At 59.6% G+C, this 18,106-nt stretch carries 11 protein-coding genes; 3 read left to right on the plus strand and 8 right to left on the minus strand.

All coding sequences use genetic code 11. The features are described 5' to 3' along the window. The first annotated feature begins 16 nt into the window (after window positions 1-16). Window positions 17-1,153, plus strand: coding sequence for an alcohol dehydrogenase catalytic domain-containing protein (locus VOI22_RS05945; protein WP_323795637.1), 1,137 nt, complete (start codon window positions 17-19; stop codon window positions 1,151-1,153). 78 nt (window positions 1,154-1,231) lie between these two features. On the opposite strand, the gene VOI22_RS05950 is transcribed toward VOI22_RS05945, so the two are convergent. Then, on the minus strand, window positions 1,232-2,128 hold the full coding sequence (locus VOI22_RS05950; RefSeq protein ID WP_323795638.1) for an AEC family transporter: 897 nt from the start codon (window positions 2,126-2,128) through the stop codon (window positions 1,232-1,234). 47 nt (window positions 2,129-2,175) lie between these two features. After that, window positions 2,176-3,435: a TIGR04372 family glycosyltransferase gene (locus VOI22_RS05955; RefSeq protein ID WP_323795639.1), complete on the minus strand. Its 1,260-nt coding sequence runs from the start codon at window positions 3,433-3,435 to the stop codon at window positions 2,176-2,178. A gap of 138 nt (window positions 3,436-3,573) precedes the next feature. Here VOI22_RS05955 and VOI22_RS05960 point away from each other — a divergent pair, with 138 nt between their 5' ends. Next, a complete protein-coding gene (locus tag VOI22_RS05960) occupies window positions 3,574-4,188 on the plus strand; it encodes a flavin reductase family protein (RefSeq protein WP_323795640.1) in 615 nt (204 codons plus the stop codon). Between the two features lie 12 nt (window positions 4,189-4,200). On the opposite strand, the gene VOI22_RS05965 is transcribed toward VOI22_RS05960, so the two are convergent. From VOI22_RS05965 to VOI22_RS05980, 4 genes are all read right to left on the minus strand, one after another. Further along, on the minus strand, window positions 4,201-4,797 hold the full coding sequence (locus VOI22_RS05965) for an SCO family protein (protein ID WP_323795641.1): 597 nt from the start codon (window positions 4,795-4,797) through the stop codon (window positions 4,201-4,203). 4 nt (window positions 4,798-4,801) lie between these two features. Beyond that, window positions 4,802-5,329, minus strand: a complete 528-nt coding sequence (locus tag VOI22_RS05970) for a hypothetical protein (protein ID WP_323795642.1) — start codon at window positions 5,327-5,329, stop codon at window positions 4,802-4,804. Window positions 5,330-5,331: 2 nt separating this feature from the next. Beyond that, complete coding sequence (locus VOI22_RS05975) at window positions 5,332-5,766, minus strand: hypothetical protein (protein ID WP_323795643.1); 435 nt, start codon at window positions 5,764-5,766, stop codon at window positions 5,332-5,334. Window positions 5,767-5,876: 110 nt separating this feature from the next. Further along, complete coding sequence (locus VOI22_RS05980; protein WP_323795644.1) at window positions 5,877-6,824, minus strand: N-carbamoyl-D-amino-acid hydrolase; 948 nt, start codon at window positions 6,822-6,824, stop codon at window positions 5,877-5,879. 231 nt (window positions 6,825-7,055) lie between these two features. On the opposite strand from VOI22_RS05980, the gene VOI22_RS05985 reads away from it, so the two are divergent. Further along, window positions 7,056-15,098 (plus strand): calcium-binding protein, encoded by an 8,043-nt coding sequence (locus VOI22_RS05985; RefSeq protein ID WP_323795645.1) that lies wholly within the window; start codon window positions 7,056-7,058, stop codon window positions 15,096-15,098. 81 nt (window positions 15,099-15,179) lie between these two features. On the opposite strand, the gene hydA is transcribed toward VOI22_RS05985, so the two are convergent. Both hydA and VOI22_RS05995 read right to left on the minus strand, forming a co-directional pair. Then, window positions 15,180-16,625 (minus strand): dihydropyrimidinase, encoded by a 1,446-nt coding sequence (hydA, locus tag VOI22_RS05990; RefSeq protein ID WP_323795646.1) that lies wholly within the window; start codon window positions 16,623-16,625, stop codon window positions 15,180-15,182. 11 nt (window positions 16,626-16,636) lie between these two features. Then, window positions 16,637-18,091, minus strand: a complete 1,455-nt coding sequence (locus tag VOI22_RS05995; RefSeq protein ID WP_323795647.1) for an amidohydrolase family protein — start codon at window positions 18,089-18,091, stop codon at window positions 16,637-16,639. Between the last annotated feature and the right edge of the window lie 15 nt (window positions 18,092-18,106).

An 18,106-nucleotide genomic window follows, 5' to 3' on the forward strand; every position in this document is an offset into this window, starting at 1 on the left:
ATCAACGGGAAATTCCATGTCGATCAGCTTCAAAGCGGCCCTGTTGCGTGCGCCGGCCCCCGCACGTCCCTATTCCGAGCACAAACCGCTTAAGCTCGAGACTGTAAGCGTCCCCGAACCGGGCGCAGGCGAGGTGCTGGTGAAGATCGCAGCCGCCAGCCTGTGCCGATCGGATCTCTCCGTGATCAATGGTGTCCGCGCCTGGCCGATGCCGATAGTTCCCGGGCATGAGGCAAGCGGCACGGTGGAAGCTGTCGGCCCGGGCGTCGCATCAGTTTCAGCAGGCGATCCGGTCGTGCTCGTCTACCAGCCGCAATGCGGCGCCTGCCCGGCCTGTATCGACGGCGAAGCCCATCTCTGCGGTCCTGGTCTTGCCGCCAATCGCAAGGGCGAGCTGCTCTCCGGCGGCACACGACTTTCAGTCAACGGTGAGCCCATACACCATCACATGGGCCTGTCCGCCTTTGCCGAATACGCCCTGGTTTCCGAAAAATCGGTGGTGCCGGTCCCACGCGACCTGCCGCTGGATATAGCCGCACTGTTCGGATGTGCTGTGATGTGCGGAGCGGGAACGGTCCTCAACACCGGCGCGATCAGGGCCGGAGATACTGTCGTCATCGCTGGTGCCGGCGGCGTCGGCCTCAGCGCCCTGCTCGGTGCCCGTGCAGCAGGCGCGTCACGGATTATCGCCGTTGATCCCGATCCGGCAAAGCTCACCCATGCGACCCGGCTTGGTGCCAGCGAAACGATCTGTTCCGCCAACCGCAGCGCCGCCGAAGACGTAATATCCCTCACCAATGGAGGCGTTGATATCGCTTTCGAGACCGCAGGCAAGCTCGGCGCGTTTGAAATCGCCTATGACAGTGCGCGTCGGGGCGGCAGCGTTGTTTCGGTCGGACTGGTCGACCCCAAGACACCGTTCCAGCTCGACGTCGCGGCACTCGTCACCGGAGCCAAGACAGTCAAAGGCTCCTATGTCGGTAGCTGCAATCCGCGCACCGATATTCCGCGCTTCATCGCCATGCACCAGCGCGGGTTGCTCCCGGTCGAGGAGTTGATCACCCATCGTCTGCCGCTCTCGGAGGTCAATCAGGCTCTCGATAATATGGAAGACGGTATCGCAATCCGTCAGATCCTCACGCCGCAAGGTTGAAAAATCGGAAATATCCGATTACCGTCCTATTGAACCTCATCCTTTTGATAAGTCTGAGGCTCCTGAAAGTATCCGCTATCAGCCGGCAGTCCCGGAAAGCTGGAAAACCAGATAAAGCAGGCCCGGCATGGTCAAGAAACCGATAATCGTGGAGACGATGACGCAGCCTGCAATGGTCTCCGGCTCCCGGTTGTAGCGAACGGCGAAGAGATAGGGGAAGACCGCGACGGGCATGCTCGACATCAGGATCAGCACCCCCGTTTCCATCGCCGTGGTTCCCAACATCCAGACACCGAGAACGCCCGAGCCGAACCCGACAACCAGCCGTAACGCCGCGATCCCGAAACTTTCCATCAGGTTTGAAACCCGGAGCTTCGCAAGCGATACGCCCAGCGCGATCAAGAGCAGCGGAATGCACATGCCCCCGGCAAGGTCCGCCGTGCTGATGATCCATTTTGGCACATCAATATCCGCAAGGATGCAAACGAGCGCGGCGGTGACCGAGTAGATGATCGGATTACGGGTTAGCGAGGAGAGACCGAACTGGCCGGACGCGACCCCGACGCCGATGGTGAACATCAACACGGCCTGTACGGCGAAATAGGAAATTGCCAGCGCAAGCCCCTCCTGCCCGAAAGCAAACAGGCAAAGCGGCAGGCCGATATTGCCAACATTCGGGAACATCAGTGCCGGCAGGAAGGCGCGCACGGATTTCTTTGCCAGGAACAGGACCGGTACCACGACAGCAACTGTGACAACTGTCACCAGTGCGCTCCCGGCCCCGAGACGGAACAGGGACTCCATCGACAGATCAAGGCCGACCAGCGTGCCGAACACCAGGCAGGGCGTGCCGACCAGTGTCACAAGCGACGTGATGGTCTCGTTATCGAACTGCAGCTTCAGGCGCGCCCAGACATAACCGATGCCGGCGCAAATGAAGACAGGCACGATGATCGTGAATAACTGATAGAGCATGCGGGCGGTTCCATGGGTGGCGGGGCGCGACGGTGATAGACCAGCACTCAGGAACGGTCCAGAAATCCTTTGCGCTGCAAAACGGAAGGCACAGGCCGGCCGAAATCGTGCGCATAAGCATAGAAGTCCAGATTGTCCGTCTGCATGGCCGGGTCTGCGAGCAACATCTGCTCGTAGTTCTGGCCGAGGGTCCGGAACAACGTCAGAAGATCGACGTCCCCAGCGGACTTCGCTCCCGACCGGTCCCGCTCGATCATAATTTCAGCGAGATCAGCAAGCTCCTCGGCGCTGTTCTCGCGGATCACGACTCCTTTCGCCTCGAAATCCTCTCCCTTGCCAACCGCGGGAAGCCCGAGTTCCAGGATTTCGGCATAGGACAACGGCTCGCCAGTACGGGCCGAGAGATAATGCTTGAACAGCAGCAGGTCGTCCTTCATCGGCAGTCGCAAAAGCTCATAGACCAGGTTCACGGTCGCGGCCGGCCGGCCGAAGGCCCGGACAAGCGCTTCCGGCCCGGACGCCTGGTTGAAGGCAAAGGCGCAGCGGGCAGACAGGAACACATCCATCGCCTGGCTGTAGCCAGGATGACGCGGCAAATCGACAACCTGCTCCGGATACCCTTCCAGCGGGACACCGCCACGATCCCCCAACCGGAAAACCCAATAACCCGCCTCGACAAACCGCTGGATCGCTTCCCTATAGGTATGAATGTCGGCACAACGGAAAACGTGGTGCGCCTTTTCCGGCAGGTAGCTCATGTCGCGGGCATGCAGGGTAACGAAACGCGAGCCAGCCGGCATGCCGACATTCTCCAGAAACGCCTCCCCGGTCATGCGAATGCTATCCGGCAACTCGAAGTAACGGATATCGCCGCCAGTTGTCACATGACGCCCGAAATCGCGGATGACTCGCTGTGGCGAGGCAAGGCAAAGATGAAACAGCTTCAGATCGTGCACCCCGCCATCGAGGAAGCCGAGCATCGGTAGGATCGGATCGGGTGTCGGCACATGCACGAATTCCGGCCCCGGGCATTGCAGGATGAAGGGATTATAGCCCGCCCCCTCGCCTTGCCCCGTGATCAGGATGATGCGGTCGTAGTGCGGCCCGAAAAGGCTCTTCAGGAAGAACGGCTCCATTGCCGTGTGACCTATCCGGTCGATCTGCGCCAGGATGTAGACCAGCGTTCGCTGGCCCTCTTCCAGATGCGGAATAACCGTGTGAAACAGCCTCTCCATGGTCTCCCTCTTGCCGAACTCGGCACGGAGGTTCTCCAGCAAGGCTTCATCCTCTTCCGGCGATGCGGTCATTGATCTTCCTCTCCACGCCTTGCGGTAGCACGATCCGCGACCCTAGGGAATGGCACCCGTGCGGTCCCCCAGCGTTGCACGGCTCCGGGCTTTGTGGCATTTCGCTGAGACGAAAAGTTAAGAACAGGGAAGAGGCGCATGTTTTTCGAGCCCGGCGACCACAAGAACCACGGCTTCACCTTCGATCCGTTCAAGGCGACCATATCGCCCCGGCCCATCGGCTGGATCTCGACCATCGACGAGAACGGCGTCACCAACCTCGCACCCTACAGCTTCTTCAATGCTGTTTCCTGGGCGCCGCCCTGCGTGATCTTCTCCAGCGGCTCCCGGCCCGACGGATCGCCGAAGGACAGCGCGCTGAACGCAGCAAAAACTGGCGAGTTCGTCTGCAATATCGTCGGCAAGGCGCAGGCGCAGCAGATGAACCAGACCGCCATCCATTTCCCGCACGGCACCGACGAGATGCAGCATGCGGGCCTCGAAGGAATACCGTCGCAGTTCATCAAGCCGCTCCGGGTCAAGGACGCGCCGGTGCATCTCGAGTGCAAATACCTCAAAACAATCGAGCTGCCGTCCGTCAGCGACACCGTGGTGAATCGCATGATTCTCGGCGAAGTGGTCGGCATTCATATCGACGAGAAATATGTAGCCGATGGCCGCATCGACGTGACCAAGTACCAGCCGATCGGCCGCCTCGGTTACATGGATTATTGTGCCGTCGGTGAAGTCTTCGAGATGAACCGCCCTGACTGAGACAGCCGGGACTTATTCAGACAGGTACTTCCTCAGCACTTCCGCCATCCGCTCAGGGGTCGTTCCGCGCGGAAACATGCTGAGGAAGCGCCCGTCGGTGCCCATGAGATAGGTCAGCGTGGAATGGTCGACGAGATAATCGTCGCCGGACATGCCTTCTATCTGGAACCGGCGGCGATGCACCCGGTAGACCTTCGCCGCCGCCGCTACTTCCGCCTCCGTCCCGGTCAGCCCGATCAAGCTGGGGTGAAATGCATCGGTGAACTCCCGGAGCGCCTCCGGCGTGTCCCGGCTTGGATCGACCGAGATCAGCAGCGGCTGTATCCGGTCCGCGCTCTCCCCCAAAGAGTCCAGCACCGCCGCCATGATGGTGAGATCCGTCGGACAAATGTCTGGGCAATAGCTGTAGCCGAAATAGACCAACATGAACTTGCCTGCATAGGCGTCCGGGCCGACCTGCCGTCCCTGCTCATCGGTGAGATGAAACGGTCCGCCGAACAGGTTTGGCAGCCGCGAGAGTTTCTCCCCGGCCCCGGCCCCGGCCATAGCGGAAACAGCCAGGCTCGCGAGCAACAGGAGCGTCGCGAAGACGGCGTGACATCGAGGCATCCGGTTATTCAGACGGCGGCGGCACGATATCGGGCCGGCCGACCTTGCCGAAGGTCCGGATCACATCGTTTGCCATACCGTCCCGCCGAAACCAGCGTTTCGCGTCTTCAGCATTATTGCGCTGCTTCCAGTCCTCGGCGAAAGCCGTGGCCCGCACCCATTCCGTGGCGCCGGGTTTGCGCAGACGCTGCAGCATGTAGATCACCATGGCCGGGTGGGAAATGATCAGCCCATCAACCTCAACACGCTCACCGCAATAAGGCAGAAGATCCAGTGTCGCGCCGGCGAACAGGGTGTTGCTTTTCACCGCCAGTAACAGCGTGCCGTCGTCCCGCACCAATCCGAGCTGCCGCTTGCCGCCGCCGCAGGCTTTGGGGCAATCGCCACGCAGCTCACAGAGCAGGTCGACCACCTTTGCCTCGAACTGCGCGACCATCTCGCCATCAATGCCCCATTTCTGGGCTGCGAAGGATGGAGAAGCGGCCGACAGGCAAAGCACCACGGCAACAGCAAGAGAGCGAAACCGCCCCATTCTCACATTCCCCATGGCTGGATACCGAACTTCTCGTGTGTCAGGTCGACGATACCCTTGTCGTCGGCCACCTGGGTCACAAGCAGATATTTCACCCCGTCCCGCTCGATCATATCGCCATCGACGGTGACCCGATGACTCTGGATCCGGATCATCGCCGGGTTGGAGACATTCTGGCTGTCATCCTCGACCCGCAATACGACATAGAGCGTGCCGTCATCAGCCCGGACACTGACAGGGATGCCACCGACCGCACACCAGACCGCGCATTGGAAATGCGCAGAGCCACGGGCATACATGATTTCGGTGACATAGCACCAGGTATCAATCAGCTCGCCCTCGACCCGAATCCGCTTCACGGCATCGGCGCGCGCTTCCGGCAAGAGTGTGCAGACCAGAAGCAAGACCACAAGGAAGGGGCGGACGAACCGCGGCATGATAACTCCGGAGCTTGTTTCTCCCCCGCAACGGCGGGCGGACTTTCCATCTATAGCGTTCTCACTATAGCGCCAAATCCGCCTCACCTGCGCTGACGAGGTCGTGAGACCTATTCGGCAGCCTCGGAAAGCTCCGGCGGCAGCTCCACGCCTGTCTGCGCGGTGATGTTGCCGTAGTGCTCGATACGCCGGTGTTTGGCGTAATTGAACACCGTTTCCTTGCCCATCTTGGCCAGGTCCAGATCCGCCGAATAGGTGATCAGCTCATCGTCCACGGAGGACACCTGGCTGACGATCTCACCGGACGGCTGAATGATGCAGGAGCCGCCGATCAGCATGCAGCCGTCTTCCATCCCCGCTTTCGCCACCCCGACCACGAAGGCGGAGTTCATATAGGCATTCGCCTGCATGGTCAGATGGTTGTGGAACATGCGCAGATGGTTCGGCTCGAAGGCCGATGTGTTCACGTCCGGCGTGTTGTAGCCGAGCACGATGAGCTCGGCACCCTTCAGGCTCATCACCCGATAGGTCTCCGGCCAGCGCCGGTCGTTGCAGATCGCCATGCCGATGATGCCACCATGCTGGCGCCAGACCCCGAAACCAAGATCACCCGGCTCGAAATACCGCTTCTCCAGATGCTGCCACGGCCGGTTAGGATCGTATTCCGAATGGCCCGGCAGATGCACCTTGCGGTATTTGCCGGTGATCTTGCCGGTCTCATCCACCAGGATCGCCGTGTTGTAGCGATGCCCGTCGGGCGTCAGCTCCGCATAGCCGAGATAAAACCCGATCCCTCGTTCCGCCGCCGCCTCGAACAACGGCCGCGTCTCCGGCCCCGGCATCTCGCGCTCGAAATGATGATCCATTTTCGAGATATCTTCCTCGTAATAGCGCGGGAAGAACGTGGTCAGCGCCAATTCCGGAAAGACGACAAAATTACAGCCGCGATCTCCCGCCTGCTTCAGCAGCTCGATCATACGGTTTACGGCGCTGGCGCGGGACTCATCCGGCGCAATTGGGCCGAGCTGAGCGGCGCCGATGGTAACGATGCGGGACACGGGAATTCTCCTGTTCAAATATCGTTTTTTTGAGGCTAGCAGGCACAAGCGAGAGCGTTAAGAGAGGAATGCAGAAAACTCTCGTGCCGCCGGATGAAACATGCATTTGACTCAAATTATGCAGCTTAAAGGAAATAAAAATTGTCAATTTTACACCCTTGAGGGACATACCAAAATACGTCATCGTGAGTACATATTTTGTAAATATGGCTTTTTATCTGGGGGCAACGCATGGCGACGATCACAGGGACAAGCGGCAACGACAACATATCCGGCACCGCAGATAACGACATCCTGAATGGCGGGGCCGGCAACGATGGCCTCAATGCGGGCACCGGAAACGACACTGTCTACGGAGAAGATGGCAATGACACGATTTATGATCTGAGTGGTAACGACTATATCGATGGCGGGGCCGGCAACGATTACATCACGGCCTATAATGGCGGCGACACGATCCTCGGCGGCGACGGGGATGACAACATCAACAGCGCCCACGGCAATACCCTGATCTACGGCGGAGCCGGTAATGACAACATCATCCACGGACAGGGGGGTGATCTCATCTATGGCGGCACCGGTGACGACACATTCCGGGTCTATGACATCACAACCTCGATCTTCGAATTTTCAGGAGAAGGCACCGATCAGATCAACATAGCAACCGGCGGCTCATACACGATGCCGGGCAATGTCGAGAACCTAGATGCAGAATACACGACCGGAACCGTCAATTTTTATATCACGGGCAACAATCAGGACAACGTCATCAATGGCCAGCGCTTTGCCGATACCCTTAGTGGTGCAGAAGGCAATGACACGATCAATTCCGGCGGCGGTCACGATCTGGTTTATGGCAACGAGGGAGACGACTCGATCTATGGCGGCGCCTCCAACGATACGATCTACGGCAATATTGGCGACGACACGATCAATGGCGGCCCCGGTTTAAATATCCTCTATGGCGGAGACGGCAACGACGTCATTTACGATTACGGCAACGACACGATCTATGGCGGTGACGGAGATGACACCCTCTATACAGACGATCCGAACGACACCGCACGCTTCTTCGGTTTCGAGACGATCATCGACACCACCTTTGGCCCGGACGATGACAGCATCGTTGGCGACGCCACAAACAATGTCCTGAGCGGTGGCGTAGGCAACGACACCCTCGTCGGCCTCGACGGCAACGACACTCTTTATGGCGGTGCTGACAACGACTCTCTCGTCGGTGGAGATGGTGGAGATGTGTTGCTCGGTGAATACGGTAACGACGTCCTGGATGGCGGAGATGGCGCAGACGGGATCGACGGCGCTGCCGGCGACGACACGATTTACGGCGGCGCTTCAGGTGATGGCGTCGAAGGTGGAACCGGCAACGACCTGATCTATGGCGGAACCGGTAACGATGGCCTCAACGGGGAATCCGGAGACGACACTGTTTACGGCGAGGAAGGCAACGACACGATCCGCGATCTGAGCGGTAACGATTACATCGATGGTGGAGATGGCATCGATTACATCACGGCATATTATGGCGGCGACACCATTCTAGGCGGCGCCGGCGACGATTATATCCAAAGCGCTCATGGACACTCTCTAGTTTACGGAGGCGACGGTAACGACTCTCTAAGCGCCGGATATCAGTACGATACGACCTACGGCGGTGCCGGGGACGATACATATTATGTCTACGACACCACCCCTGAACTCTATGAATTCTTCGGTGAAGGCATTGACCAGATCAATATTTACTCGGGCGGTACGTTCTACGTGCCCGACAACATCGAAAATATTTATGGCCAGTTTACAACGGGCACCGTTCAGTACGACATCGTTGGAAATGCCAGCGACAACATTATCAATGGACAACGCTTCGCAGACACGCTCCGCGGCGGCGATGGCAACGACACGATCAATTCCGGTGATCACCACGATCTGATTTACGGCGACGGTGGAGACGACTCCATCTATGGCGGCGCCCACAACGACACAATTGATGGCGGCGACGGCAACGACACCATCATTGGCGGCCCAGGGCTGAATATCCTATATGGCGGCGCTGGGAATGACGTCATCTACGATTATGGCAACGATACCATCTATGGCGGTGAAGGCGACGACACCCTCTATACAGACGATCCAAACGACACCACTCGCTTCTTCGGTTTCGAGACCATCATCGACACCACCTTTGGCCCGGACGATGACAGCATCATTGGTGACGCGACAAACAACGTCCTGAGCGGCGGTGTTGGTAACGATACCCTCGTCGGTCTCGACGGCAATGATGCTCTTTTCGGCGGTGCAGACAACGACTCTCTCGTCGGTGGAAATGGCGCTGACGTTCTGAGCGGTGAATACGGTAACGACGTCTTGGATGGAGGGGCAGGTTACGACTCTCTCGTTGGCGGAGACGGTAACGACACTATTTACGCTGGAGATACATATGATCGCGCCTCTGGTGGTGCCGGGAACGATCTGATCTACGGCGGAGCCGGAGATGATGGCATCAACGGGGATGCTGGAAACGACACCATTTATGGGGAAGATGGCAACGACACCATCGGTGACAACAGTGGTAATGATTATATCAATGGCGGTGCGGGCAATGATCAGATCGTTGCCTACACTGGCGGCGACACCATCATTGGCGGTGACGGCGATGACAGTATTAGCAGCATCAATGGAAACACTCTCATTTATGGTGGGACTGGTAACGACTTGCTCGCCTACGGTTATTCAGGAGACACGATCTATGGCGGAACAGGTGACGATACCTTTCTCGTCTACAGTACAACTCCCGAGATCTATGAGTCCGTGGGCGAGGGCACTGACCATATCAGTATCTACACCTCCGGTGCGTTCTACATGCCGGAGAATGTCGAGAGCATAACCGCACAAGCCGGTGTGAATCTAAACGTCACCGGCAATGCCGAAGACAATTTTATCAACGGTTATCAGTACGATACAATCTTCGGAGGCGATGGAGACGACACTATCAATGGATGGGGATGGAACGACATCCTCTATGGCGGTAACGGGAACGACTCCCTGAATGGCGGTACCTCCAACGACACCCTCTATGGTGGCTCTGGAGACGATACGCTCGAAGGAGGCGCTGCCCTGGATGTTCTCTACGGCGGCGATGGAGCGGATGTCTTTTTTGATTACGGTAACGACACGATCTATGGCGGCGCCGGGATTGATATAGTCTATACAGACGGAGATACAGCGTCCGGACGTTTCCACGATATCGAGATCTTCATCGACACCACCTTCGGGCCGGACGATGACGTTATTATCGGTGATTCGACAAACAATGTCCTCAGCGGCGGTGTTGGTAACGACACCCTCGTCGGCCTTGGCGGCAACGATACTCTACTAGGTGGCAACGCCAACGACTCCCTCATCGGCGGAGACGGCGCCGATGTCCTGAGCGGTGAGTACGGTAACGACGTCCTGGACGGTGGAGAGGGCAGCGACGGGATCAACGGCGCCGACGGCGACGATACTATTTACGGTGGCGGTGCCTCTGATGGCGTCGAAGGCGGAGCCGGCGATGATCTGATCTATGGCGGGACCGGCGACGATGGCCTCAACGGTGGCTCCGGCAACGATACCGTCTATGGCGAGGACGGGAACGACACCGTCTACGATCTGAGCGGTAACGACTATATCGACGGTGGCGACGGCGACGATTACATCACCGCCTATTATGGCGGCGACACCATCATAGGAGGCGCCGGGAACGACGGCCTCAACAGTGCCCACGGCAACAGCCTGGTCTACGGCGGCTCCGGCAACGACACCATACTTCAGGGCTATTCCGGGGATACCATCTATGGCGGCTCCGGGGACGATGACTTCCATGTCTACGACACCTCAGGCCCGCTCTACGAATCTGCCGGAGAAGGCACTGATCAGATCTTGATCTATGTCGGCGGCACCTATGTCATGCCGGAGAATGTCGAGAACCTTTTCGGCCAAAACACGACCGGAACCACACATTACGACATCATCGGCAACGGCCTCAACAACATCATCGACGGAAATGTCTCGGCCGATACCCTCAGTGGCGGCGACGGCAATGACACGATCAATTCCGGCGGTGGTAACGATCTGGTTTACGGCAACGGCGGCAACGACTCGATTTATGGCGGCGCCTCCGACGATACGATCCACGGCGGTAACGGCGACGACACCATCAATGGCGGCATCGGCCTGAATGTCCTCTATGGCGGGGATGGCAATGACATCATCTACGACTACGGTAACGATACCATCTACGGCGGTGCCGGCGATGATACCCTCTATACAGACGATCCGAACGACACCGCCCGCTTCTTCGGCTTCGAGACCATCATCGACACCACCTTCGGGCCAGACGATGACAGCATCGTCGGTAGCGCGGCGAGCGAAGTCCTGACTGGCGGACTCGGCAATGACACCCTCGTCGGCCTTGGCGGCAACGATACTCTACTAGGTGGCAACGCCAACGACTCCCTCGTCGGCGGAGATGGCGCCGATGTCCTGAGCGGTGAGTACGGTAACGACGTCCTGGACGGTGGAGAGGGCAGCGACGGGATCAACGGCGCCGACGGCGACGATACTATTTACGGTGGCGGTGCCTCTGATGGCGTCGAAGGCGGAGCCGGCGATGATCTGATCTATGGCGGGACCGGCGACGATGGCCTCAACGGTGGCTCCGGCAACGATACCGTCTATGGCGAGGACGGGAACGACACCGTCTACGATCTGAGCGGTAACGACTATATCGACGGTGGCGACGGCGACGATTACATCACCGCCTATTATGGCGGCGACACCATCATAGGAGGCGCCGGGAACGACGGCCTCAACAGTGCCCACGGCAACAGCCTGGTCTACGGCGGCTCCGGCAACGACACCATACTTCAGGGCTATTCCGGGGATACCATCTATGGCGGCTCCGGGGACGATGACTTCCATGTCTACGACACCTCAGGCCCGCTCTACGAATCTGCCGGAGAAGGCACTGATCAGATCTTGATCTATGTCGGCGGCACCTATGTCATGCCGGAGAATGTCGAGAACCTTTTCGGCCAAAACACGACCGGAACCACACATTACGACATCATCGGCAACGGCCTCAACAACATCATCGACGGAAATGTCTCGGCCGATACCCTCAGTGGCGGCGACGGCAATGACACGATCAATTCCGGCGGTGGTAACGATCTGGTTTACGGCAACGGCGGCAACGACTCGATTTATGGCGGCGCCTCCGACGATACGATCCACGGCGGTAACGGCGACGACACCATCAATGGCGGCATCGGCCTGAATGTCCTCTATGGCGGGGATGGCAATGACATCATCTACGACTACGGTAACGATACCATCTACGGCGGTGCCGGCGATGATACCCTCTATACAGACGATCCGAACGACACCGCCCGCTTCTTCGGCTTCGAGACCATCATCGACACCACCTTCGGGCCAGACGATGACAGCATCGTCGGTAGCGCGGCGAGCGAAGTCCTGACTGGCGGACTCGGCAATGACACCCTCGTCGGCCTTGGCGGCAACGATACTCTACTAGGTGGCAACGCCCACGACTCTCTCGTCGGCGGAGATGGCGCCGATGTCCTGAGCGGCGAGTACGGCAACGACGTCCTGGATGGCGGTGATGGCGCAGACGGGATCAACGGCGCCGACGGCAACGATACTATTTACGGTGGTGGTGCCTCTGATGGCGTCGAAGGCGGAGCCGGCGAGGATCTGATCTATGGCGGGACCGGCAACGATGGCCTTAACGGAGGAGTCGGCAACGATACCATCTACGGAGACGAAGGGAACGACACCGTCTACGATCTGAGCGGTAACGACTATATCGATGGTGGCGACGGCGACGATTACATCACGGCCTATTATGGCGGCGACACTATCATAGGAGGCGCCGGGAACGACGGTCTCAACAGTGCCCACGGCAACAGCCTGATCTACGGCGGCTCCGGCAACGACACCATACTTCAAGGCTATTCCGGGGATACCATCTATGGCGGCTCCGGGGACGATGACTTCCATGTCTACGACACCTCGGGCCCGATCTATGAATCAGTCGGAGAAGGCACCGATCAGATCTTGATCTATGTCGGCGGCACCTACGTCATGCCGGAGAATGTCGAGAACCTTTTCTGCCAGTATACGACCGGAACCACACATCACGACATCATCGGCAACGGCCTCGATAACGTCATCCATGGTCGCGATAGCGCCGACACCCTCAGCGGCGGTGACGGCAGCGACAGTATGCATGGTGGTCGCCACGACGATCTGCTTTACGGCAACACCGGCAATGATTCTCTCATCGGTGGCGAACACAATGACACCATCTATGGAGGATCAGGCGACGACACACTTGATGGAGAGAGCGGTATCACCTTGACCAATGGGTGGTCTGCCGATGATCTCTTCTATGCAGGAATAGGTGATGACCTGCTGCTTGGCGGCAATGGCGTTGACACTCTCATTGGAGAGGCCGGAAATGACACACTTGACGGTGGCAGCGCTGCCGACAGCATGGATGGCGGCAGCGGCTCGGACTGGGTGATCTACACCTCTTCGACCGAACGTGTTCACGTCGACCTTGAACTCGGCACCGGCATCAGCGGCTATGCACAAGGCGATACATTGAGCGGCATTGAAAACGCCCTCGGCTCCGCCTTCAACGATTCCCTCACCGGCTCATCCATAGCCAATATCCTTGACGGTGCAGAAGGCAATGACACCATCACGGGTGGCGATGGAGCCGACACGCTCCTCGGTGGAGCTGGCTTCGACATCCTTGACGGTGGCACTGGTGCCGACCACCTCGATGGTGGCGCGGACGCGGATATCATGGATGGCGGTATCGGTGACGATACCCTCCTCGGCGGTGCCGGCACGGACAGCCTGACCGGTGGCGAAGGCAATGACAGTCTGGATGGCGGGACCGGAGCCGACACGCTGGTCGGCGGGCTCGGCGACGATATCTATGTCATCGACAATGTCGGCGACGTGATCACCGAAAGCTCGGGCGAAGGCACGGACACGGTGGAGGCCAGTATCGACGTGACCGTCAGCGGCAACATCGAAGTCTGGCAGCTCATCGGCAGCGGAAATATCAATGCAACCGGTAACGCGGACGCTAACACTCTGCTCGGCAACAGCGGGGACAACCTCCTGGATGGCGGCGCCGGTGCAGACAGCATGGCCGGCGGCGCGGGTGACGACCGCTATATCGTAGACGATGCGTCCGATGTGGTGAACGAGCTCTCCGGACAGGGTAACGACACCATAGAGGCCAGCGTCAGTGTGACCGCGTCCGCCAATATCGAGGCCATCACCCTCACCGGGATAGCGGATATCGACGCAACCGGTAATACCGACGCCAACATTCTGACCGGCAACACCGGAGCCAATGTTCTCTCCGGCGACGCCGGAGACGACACGCTTCTCGGCGGAGATGGAGCGGACACTCTGGCCGGCGGCGCTGGCAGTGACAGTCTCGATGGCGGGACCGGGGCCGATGTTCTGGATGGCGGTGCTAGTGCTGACACCCTCTTCGGCGGCGCCGGCGCGGACAGCCTGACCGGCGGCGAAGGCAATGACAGTCTGGACGGCGGAACCGGAGCCGATACGCTGGTCGGCGGGCTCGGCAACGATATCTATATTGTCGACGATCTCGGCGACACGGTTATCGAGGCATCGGCTGAAGGCGCTGATACGATCGAGGCTAGCGTCAGTGTGACCGCGTCCGCCAATGTCGAGGCCATCACTCTCACCGGCACGGCGGATATCGACGCAACCGGTAATGCCGATGCCAACATTCTGACCGGCAACACCGGAGCAAATACCCTCTCCGGCGGCGCCGGAGACGATACCCTCCTGAGTGGCGACGGCTCGGACAGCTTGGACGGTGGTGACGGCAGCGATCTCCTGTCTGGCGGAAGTGGTGCGGACACGCTTGCCGGAGGGTCGAACGCGGATACGCTCACCGGCGGAGCCGGTGCCGACCTGTTCGTCTTCACCGACGGTGACGGTGCCGACGTGATTTCGGATTTCGACGGTGCCTTCGACCAGATCGATCTCGACGCGTCCTTCGGCATCACCGACCAGACGACGCTCGACGCGATCAAGAGCGACGACGGCAGTGGCAACACCTTGCTCAATTTCGGGGATGGCGACACGCTGACGCTGATCGGTGTGGACGAGAGCACGGTCGTGATCGGCTACATCATCTGATCCGAAACGGTACGGACAAAACGCGGAAAGGGCGGCCTACAGGCCACCCTTTCTTATTGGGTCATCAGAAGGTGAAGCGCCCTACCCCGCCACAGGATTGAACGGTGTCGGGAAGACGCCGCGCGGCTTGATGTAGTCGTAGGGTTCACGTGCGAGGAACTTGCCGAAGCCCGGCTCGCAGAAATCCTCGCCGTCTTTCCAGACCACGGACCCGCGGGCGACCGTGGCCGCCGGCCAACCGGTGACTTCCATGCCCTCGTACGGCGTGTAGTCCGTGGCGTGGTGCAGGATGTCCTGGCTGATGGTGGTTTTCTTCTCCGCGTCCCAGACCACGATATCCGCGTCGGCACCAATCGAGACCGTGCCTTTCTGCGGGTGCAGGCCGAACAGTTTGGCGGCGTTGGTCGAGGTGATGGCGACGAATTCCTGCAGGTCGATCCGGCCTTTCACCACACCCTCGTGGAACAGGATCGGCATCCGCGTTTCCAGCCCCGGCACGCCGTTGGCGATAGAGCTGAAAGGCGCGTTGTCGCCAGCCCAGAACTTGCCGTCCGGATCGCCGATATTGTATGGCGCGTGGTCCGAGGTGACGTTGCCGATTGTGCCGGACCTCACATAGTCCCAGAGCGCCTCCTGCTCCGCCTTTGTGCGCGGTGCCGGGGAGCAGAGATATTTCGCCCCTTCCCGCGCATCGCGGTCGAGATCGTCCTCGGTCAGGACGAAATATTGCGGGCAGGTCTCGGCGAAGATCTTCAGGCCGCGCTGCTGGGCCCGGCGGATTTCCTCCGCCGCCTCGCCGCAGGTGACGTGGAAGATCTGGATCGGCTGGTCCATCAATTCGGCCAGAGCGATCATCCGGTAAGTCGCCTCGCGCTCGACCAGCGCCGGCTTGCACCAGGCGTGGTATTTGGTGCCGTTATGTCCTGCCGCCAGCAGCTTCTCGGTCATGAACATGATGGCGTCGTGGTTTTCCGCATGGACGCAGACCAGCGCCTGATTGCGCCGCGCCACTTCCAGAATGCGGAGGATCTGGCCGTCATCGACCCGGTTGCTGGCATAGGTCATGAACAGCTTGATCGAGCGGTGCCCCTCCCCGATCAGCTTCGGCAGGTCCTTGCCGACAACCTCATCATTCGGATCGTTGATGACGATGTGGAAGCTGTAATCGATGCAGGCGGACTTGGCCCGCTCGTGATAGGCGGCAACCCCCTCGGCCAGACCGACACCCTTTTGTTGCGGGGCAAAGCAGACCACGGAGGTGGTGCCACCACAGGCCGCCGACCGGGTCGCGGTCTCGAAGGTTTCGGCATTGCGGCCACCGGTGCTGGAGGGCTGGTCGATATGGCAATGGCTGTCCACACCACCCGGCATAACCAGCTTACCGGATGCATCCAGCTCCTTCGTGCCGGCGCCCAGCGTCTCACCCAGGGCAACGATGCGCCCGTTACGGATGCCGACATCGGCCTTCACCGTGTCCGAGGCGTTGACGACGGTGCCGCCGCGGATAACCAGATCAAATTCGCTCATGGGCCCGTTCCTTACTTCGCCGCTTCCGGATAACTCAATGGCGACAGCTCCTCGACCGGACGCTGCGCCCAGTCTCGCTGGCGCACACTCGACATGGTGACCTGCTGATATTCGGTCATCTTGGCCGCCGCCTCGGCAACATCGATGGTCATCACCTCGCCGTCGCGCACGACCTGGGTGCCGTCGACATAGACATGCTTTACTGCACGGTCACCGGCAGAATAAAGCAAGCTGCGTAGCGGATCGCGGACCGGCTGCATATAGGCGTGATCGAGATCCACCAGCACCAAGTCCGCCTTGCAGCCAACGTCGAGCCGGCCGATATCACTTCGGCCGAGCGTCTTCGCGGCGCCGATCGTCCCGGCATCGAAGATCTCTTCCGTCGAGGCGTTGGTATAGTCCCCTGACATGATGCGGCCGACGATCATCGCGACTTCCATCTCGTGGATGAAATTGTGCGGAAAGGTGTCAGTTCCGAGTCCGAGCGGGATACCGGCCTTCACATAGCGGCCGACATTGTTCAGGGCGATCCCGCGCCGCCAGAACACCGTCGGGCAATGGGCGACTGACGTGCCGGACTTCACCAGCAGATTGAAGTCATCCGCCTGCGGCCAGTGCAGCCAGGGATGATCGTTCAGGAAGATGCAGTGGCCGATGATGGTGTTCTCGTCGAGTACACCGATGCTGTCCAGCCACTCAAGCGGCGTCAAACCGTGGCGATGGGTCATCTCGTTGAACTCGACCACGCTCTGGGCCGCGTGGATTTGCATCTTGATGCCGCGCTTCTTTGCCTCCGCGTGGGAGGCCTGGATCAGTTCCGGCGTGCAGGTATCGATCTGGGACGGCCCCATCATGCCGGACATCCGGCCAGACGGATGGCGATCCGCTTCCTCGACGATTTCGATGGCACGCTCCATGCCGCGCTCGCCAGCCTCTGGGTCCCAGTCGTAGACGACCGAGTGGCCGTTCTTGGTAGACCAGGCGGCAGACCGGTACATCGGGCAGAGCACGCCGCGAATGCCGGTTTCGGCAACCTCGTCGACCCAGTTCTCCCGGGCGCCGGACAGATCGGCATAAGTGGTCACGCCGCTTTTCAGCATCTCATGAATGGCATAGCGGCTGGTATAGGGAGCCGCTTCCGGCATGATCCGGAACACAGGCATATACTCGTAAAGCCCGCTCTGCCCCAGTTTTGGGCTGCCCAACTCCTCGTTCAAGCCCTTGTTGCCGGGCTCCGATGTCGGGTGATTGTGAATGCTGATGAAGCCCGGCATCACCATCATGCGGCTGCCGTCGATGGTCTCGTCCGCAGTGCCTGAATAACCCGGACCGACATGGATGAGAATGCCGTCCTTGAAGGCGACGTCGGCATTGCGGAAGAAGCGGTGGCCGGCATCGCTGCCGTTCTTGTCCTTCTCCCAACCGATCACCCAGGAGGCGTTCTTGATGAGGGTGGTTTTCGACATATCCCTGTTCTCCTT

This window comes from Nisaea sp. (assembly GCF_034670185.1).
Lineage (GTDB): Bacteria > Pseudomonadota > Alphaproteobacteria > Thalassobaculales > Thalassobaculaceae > Nisaea.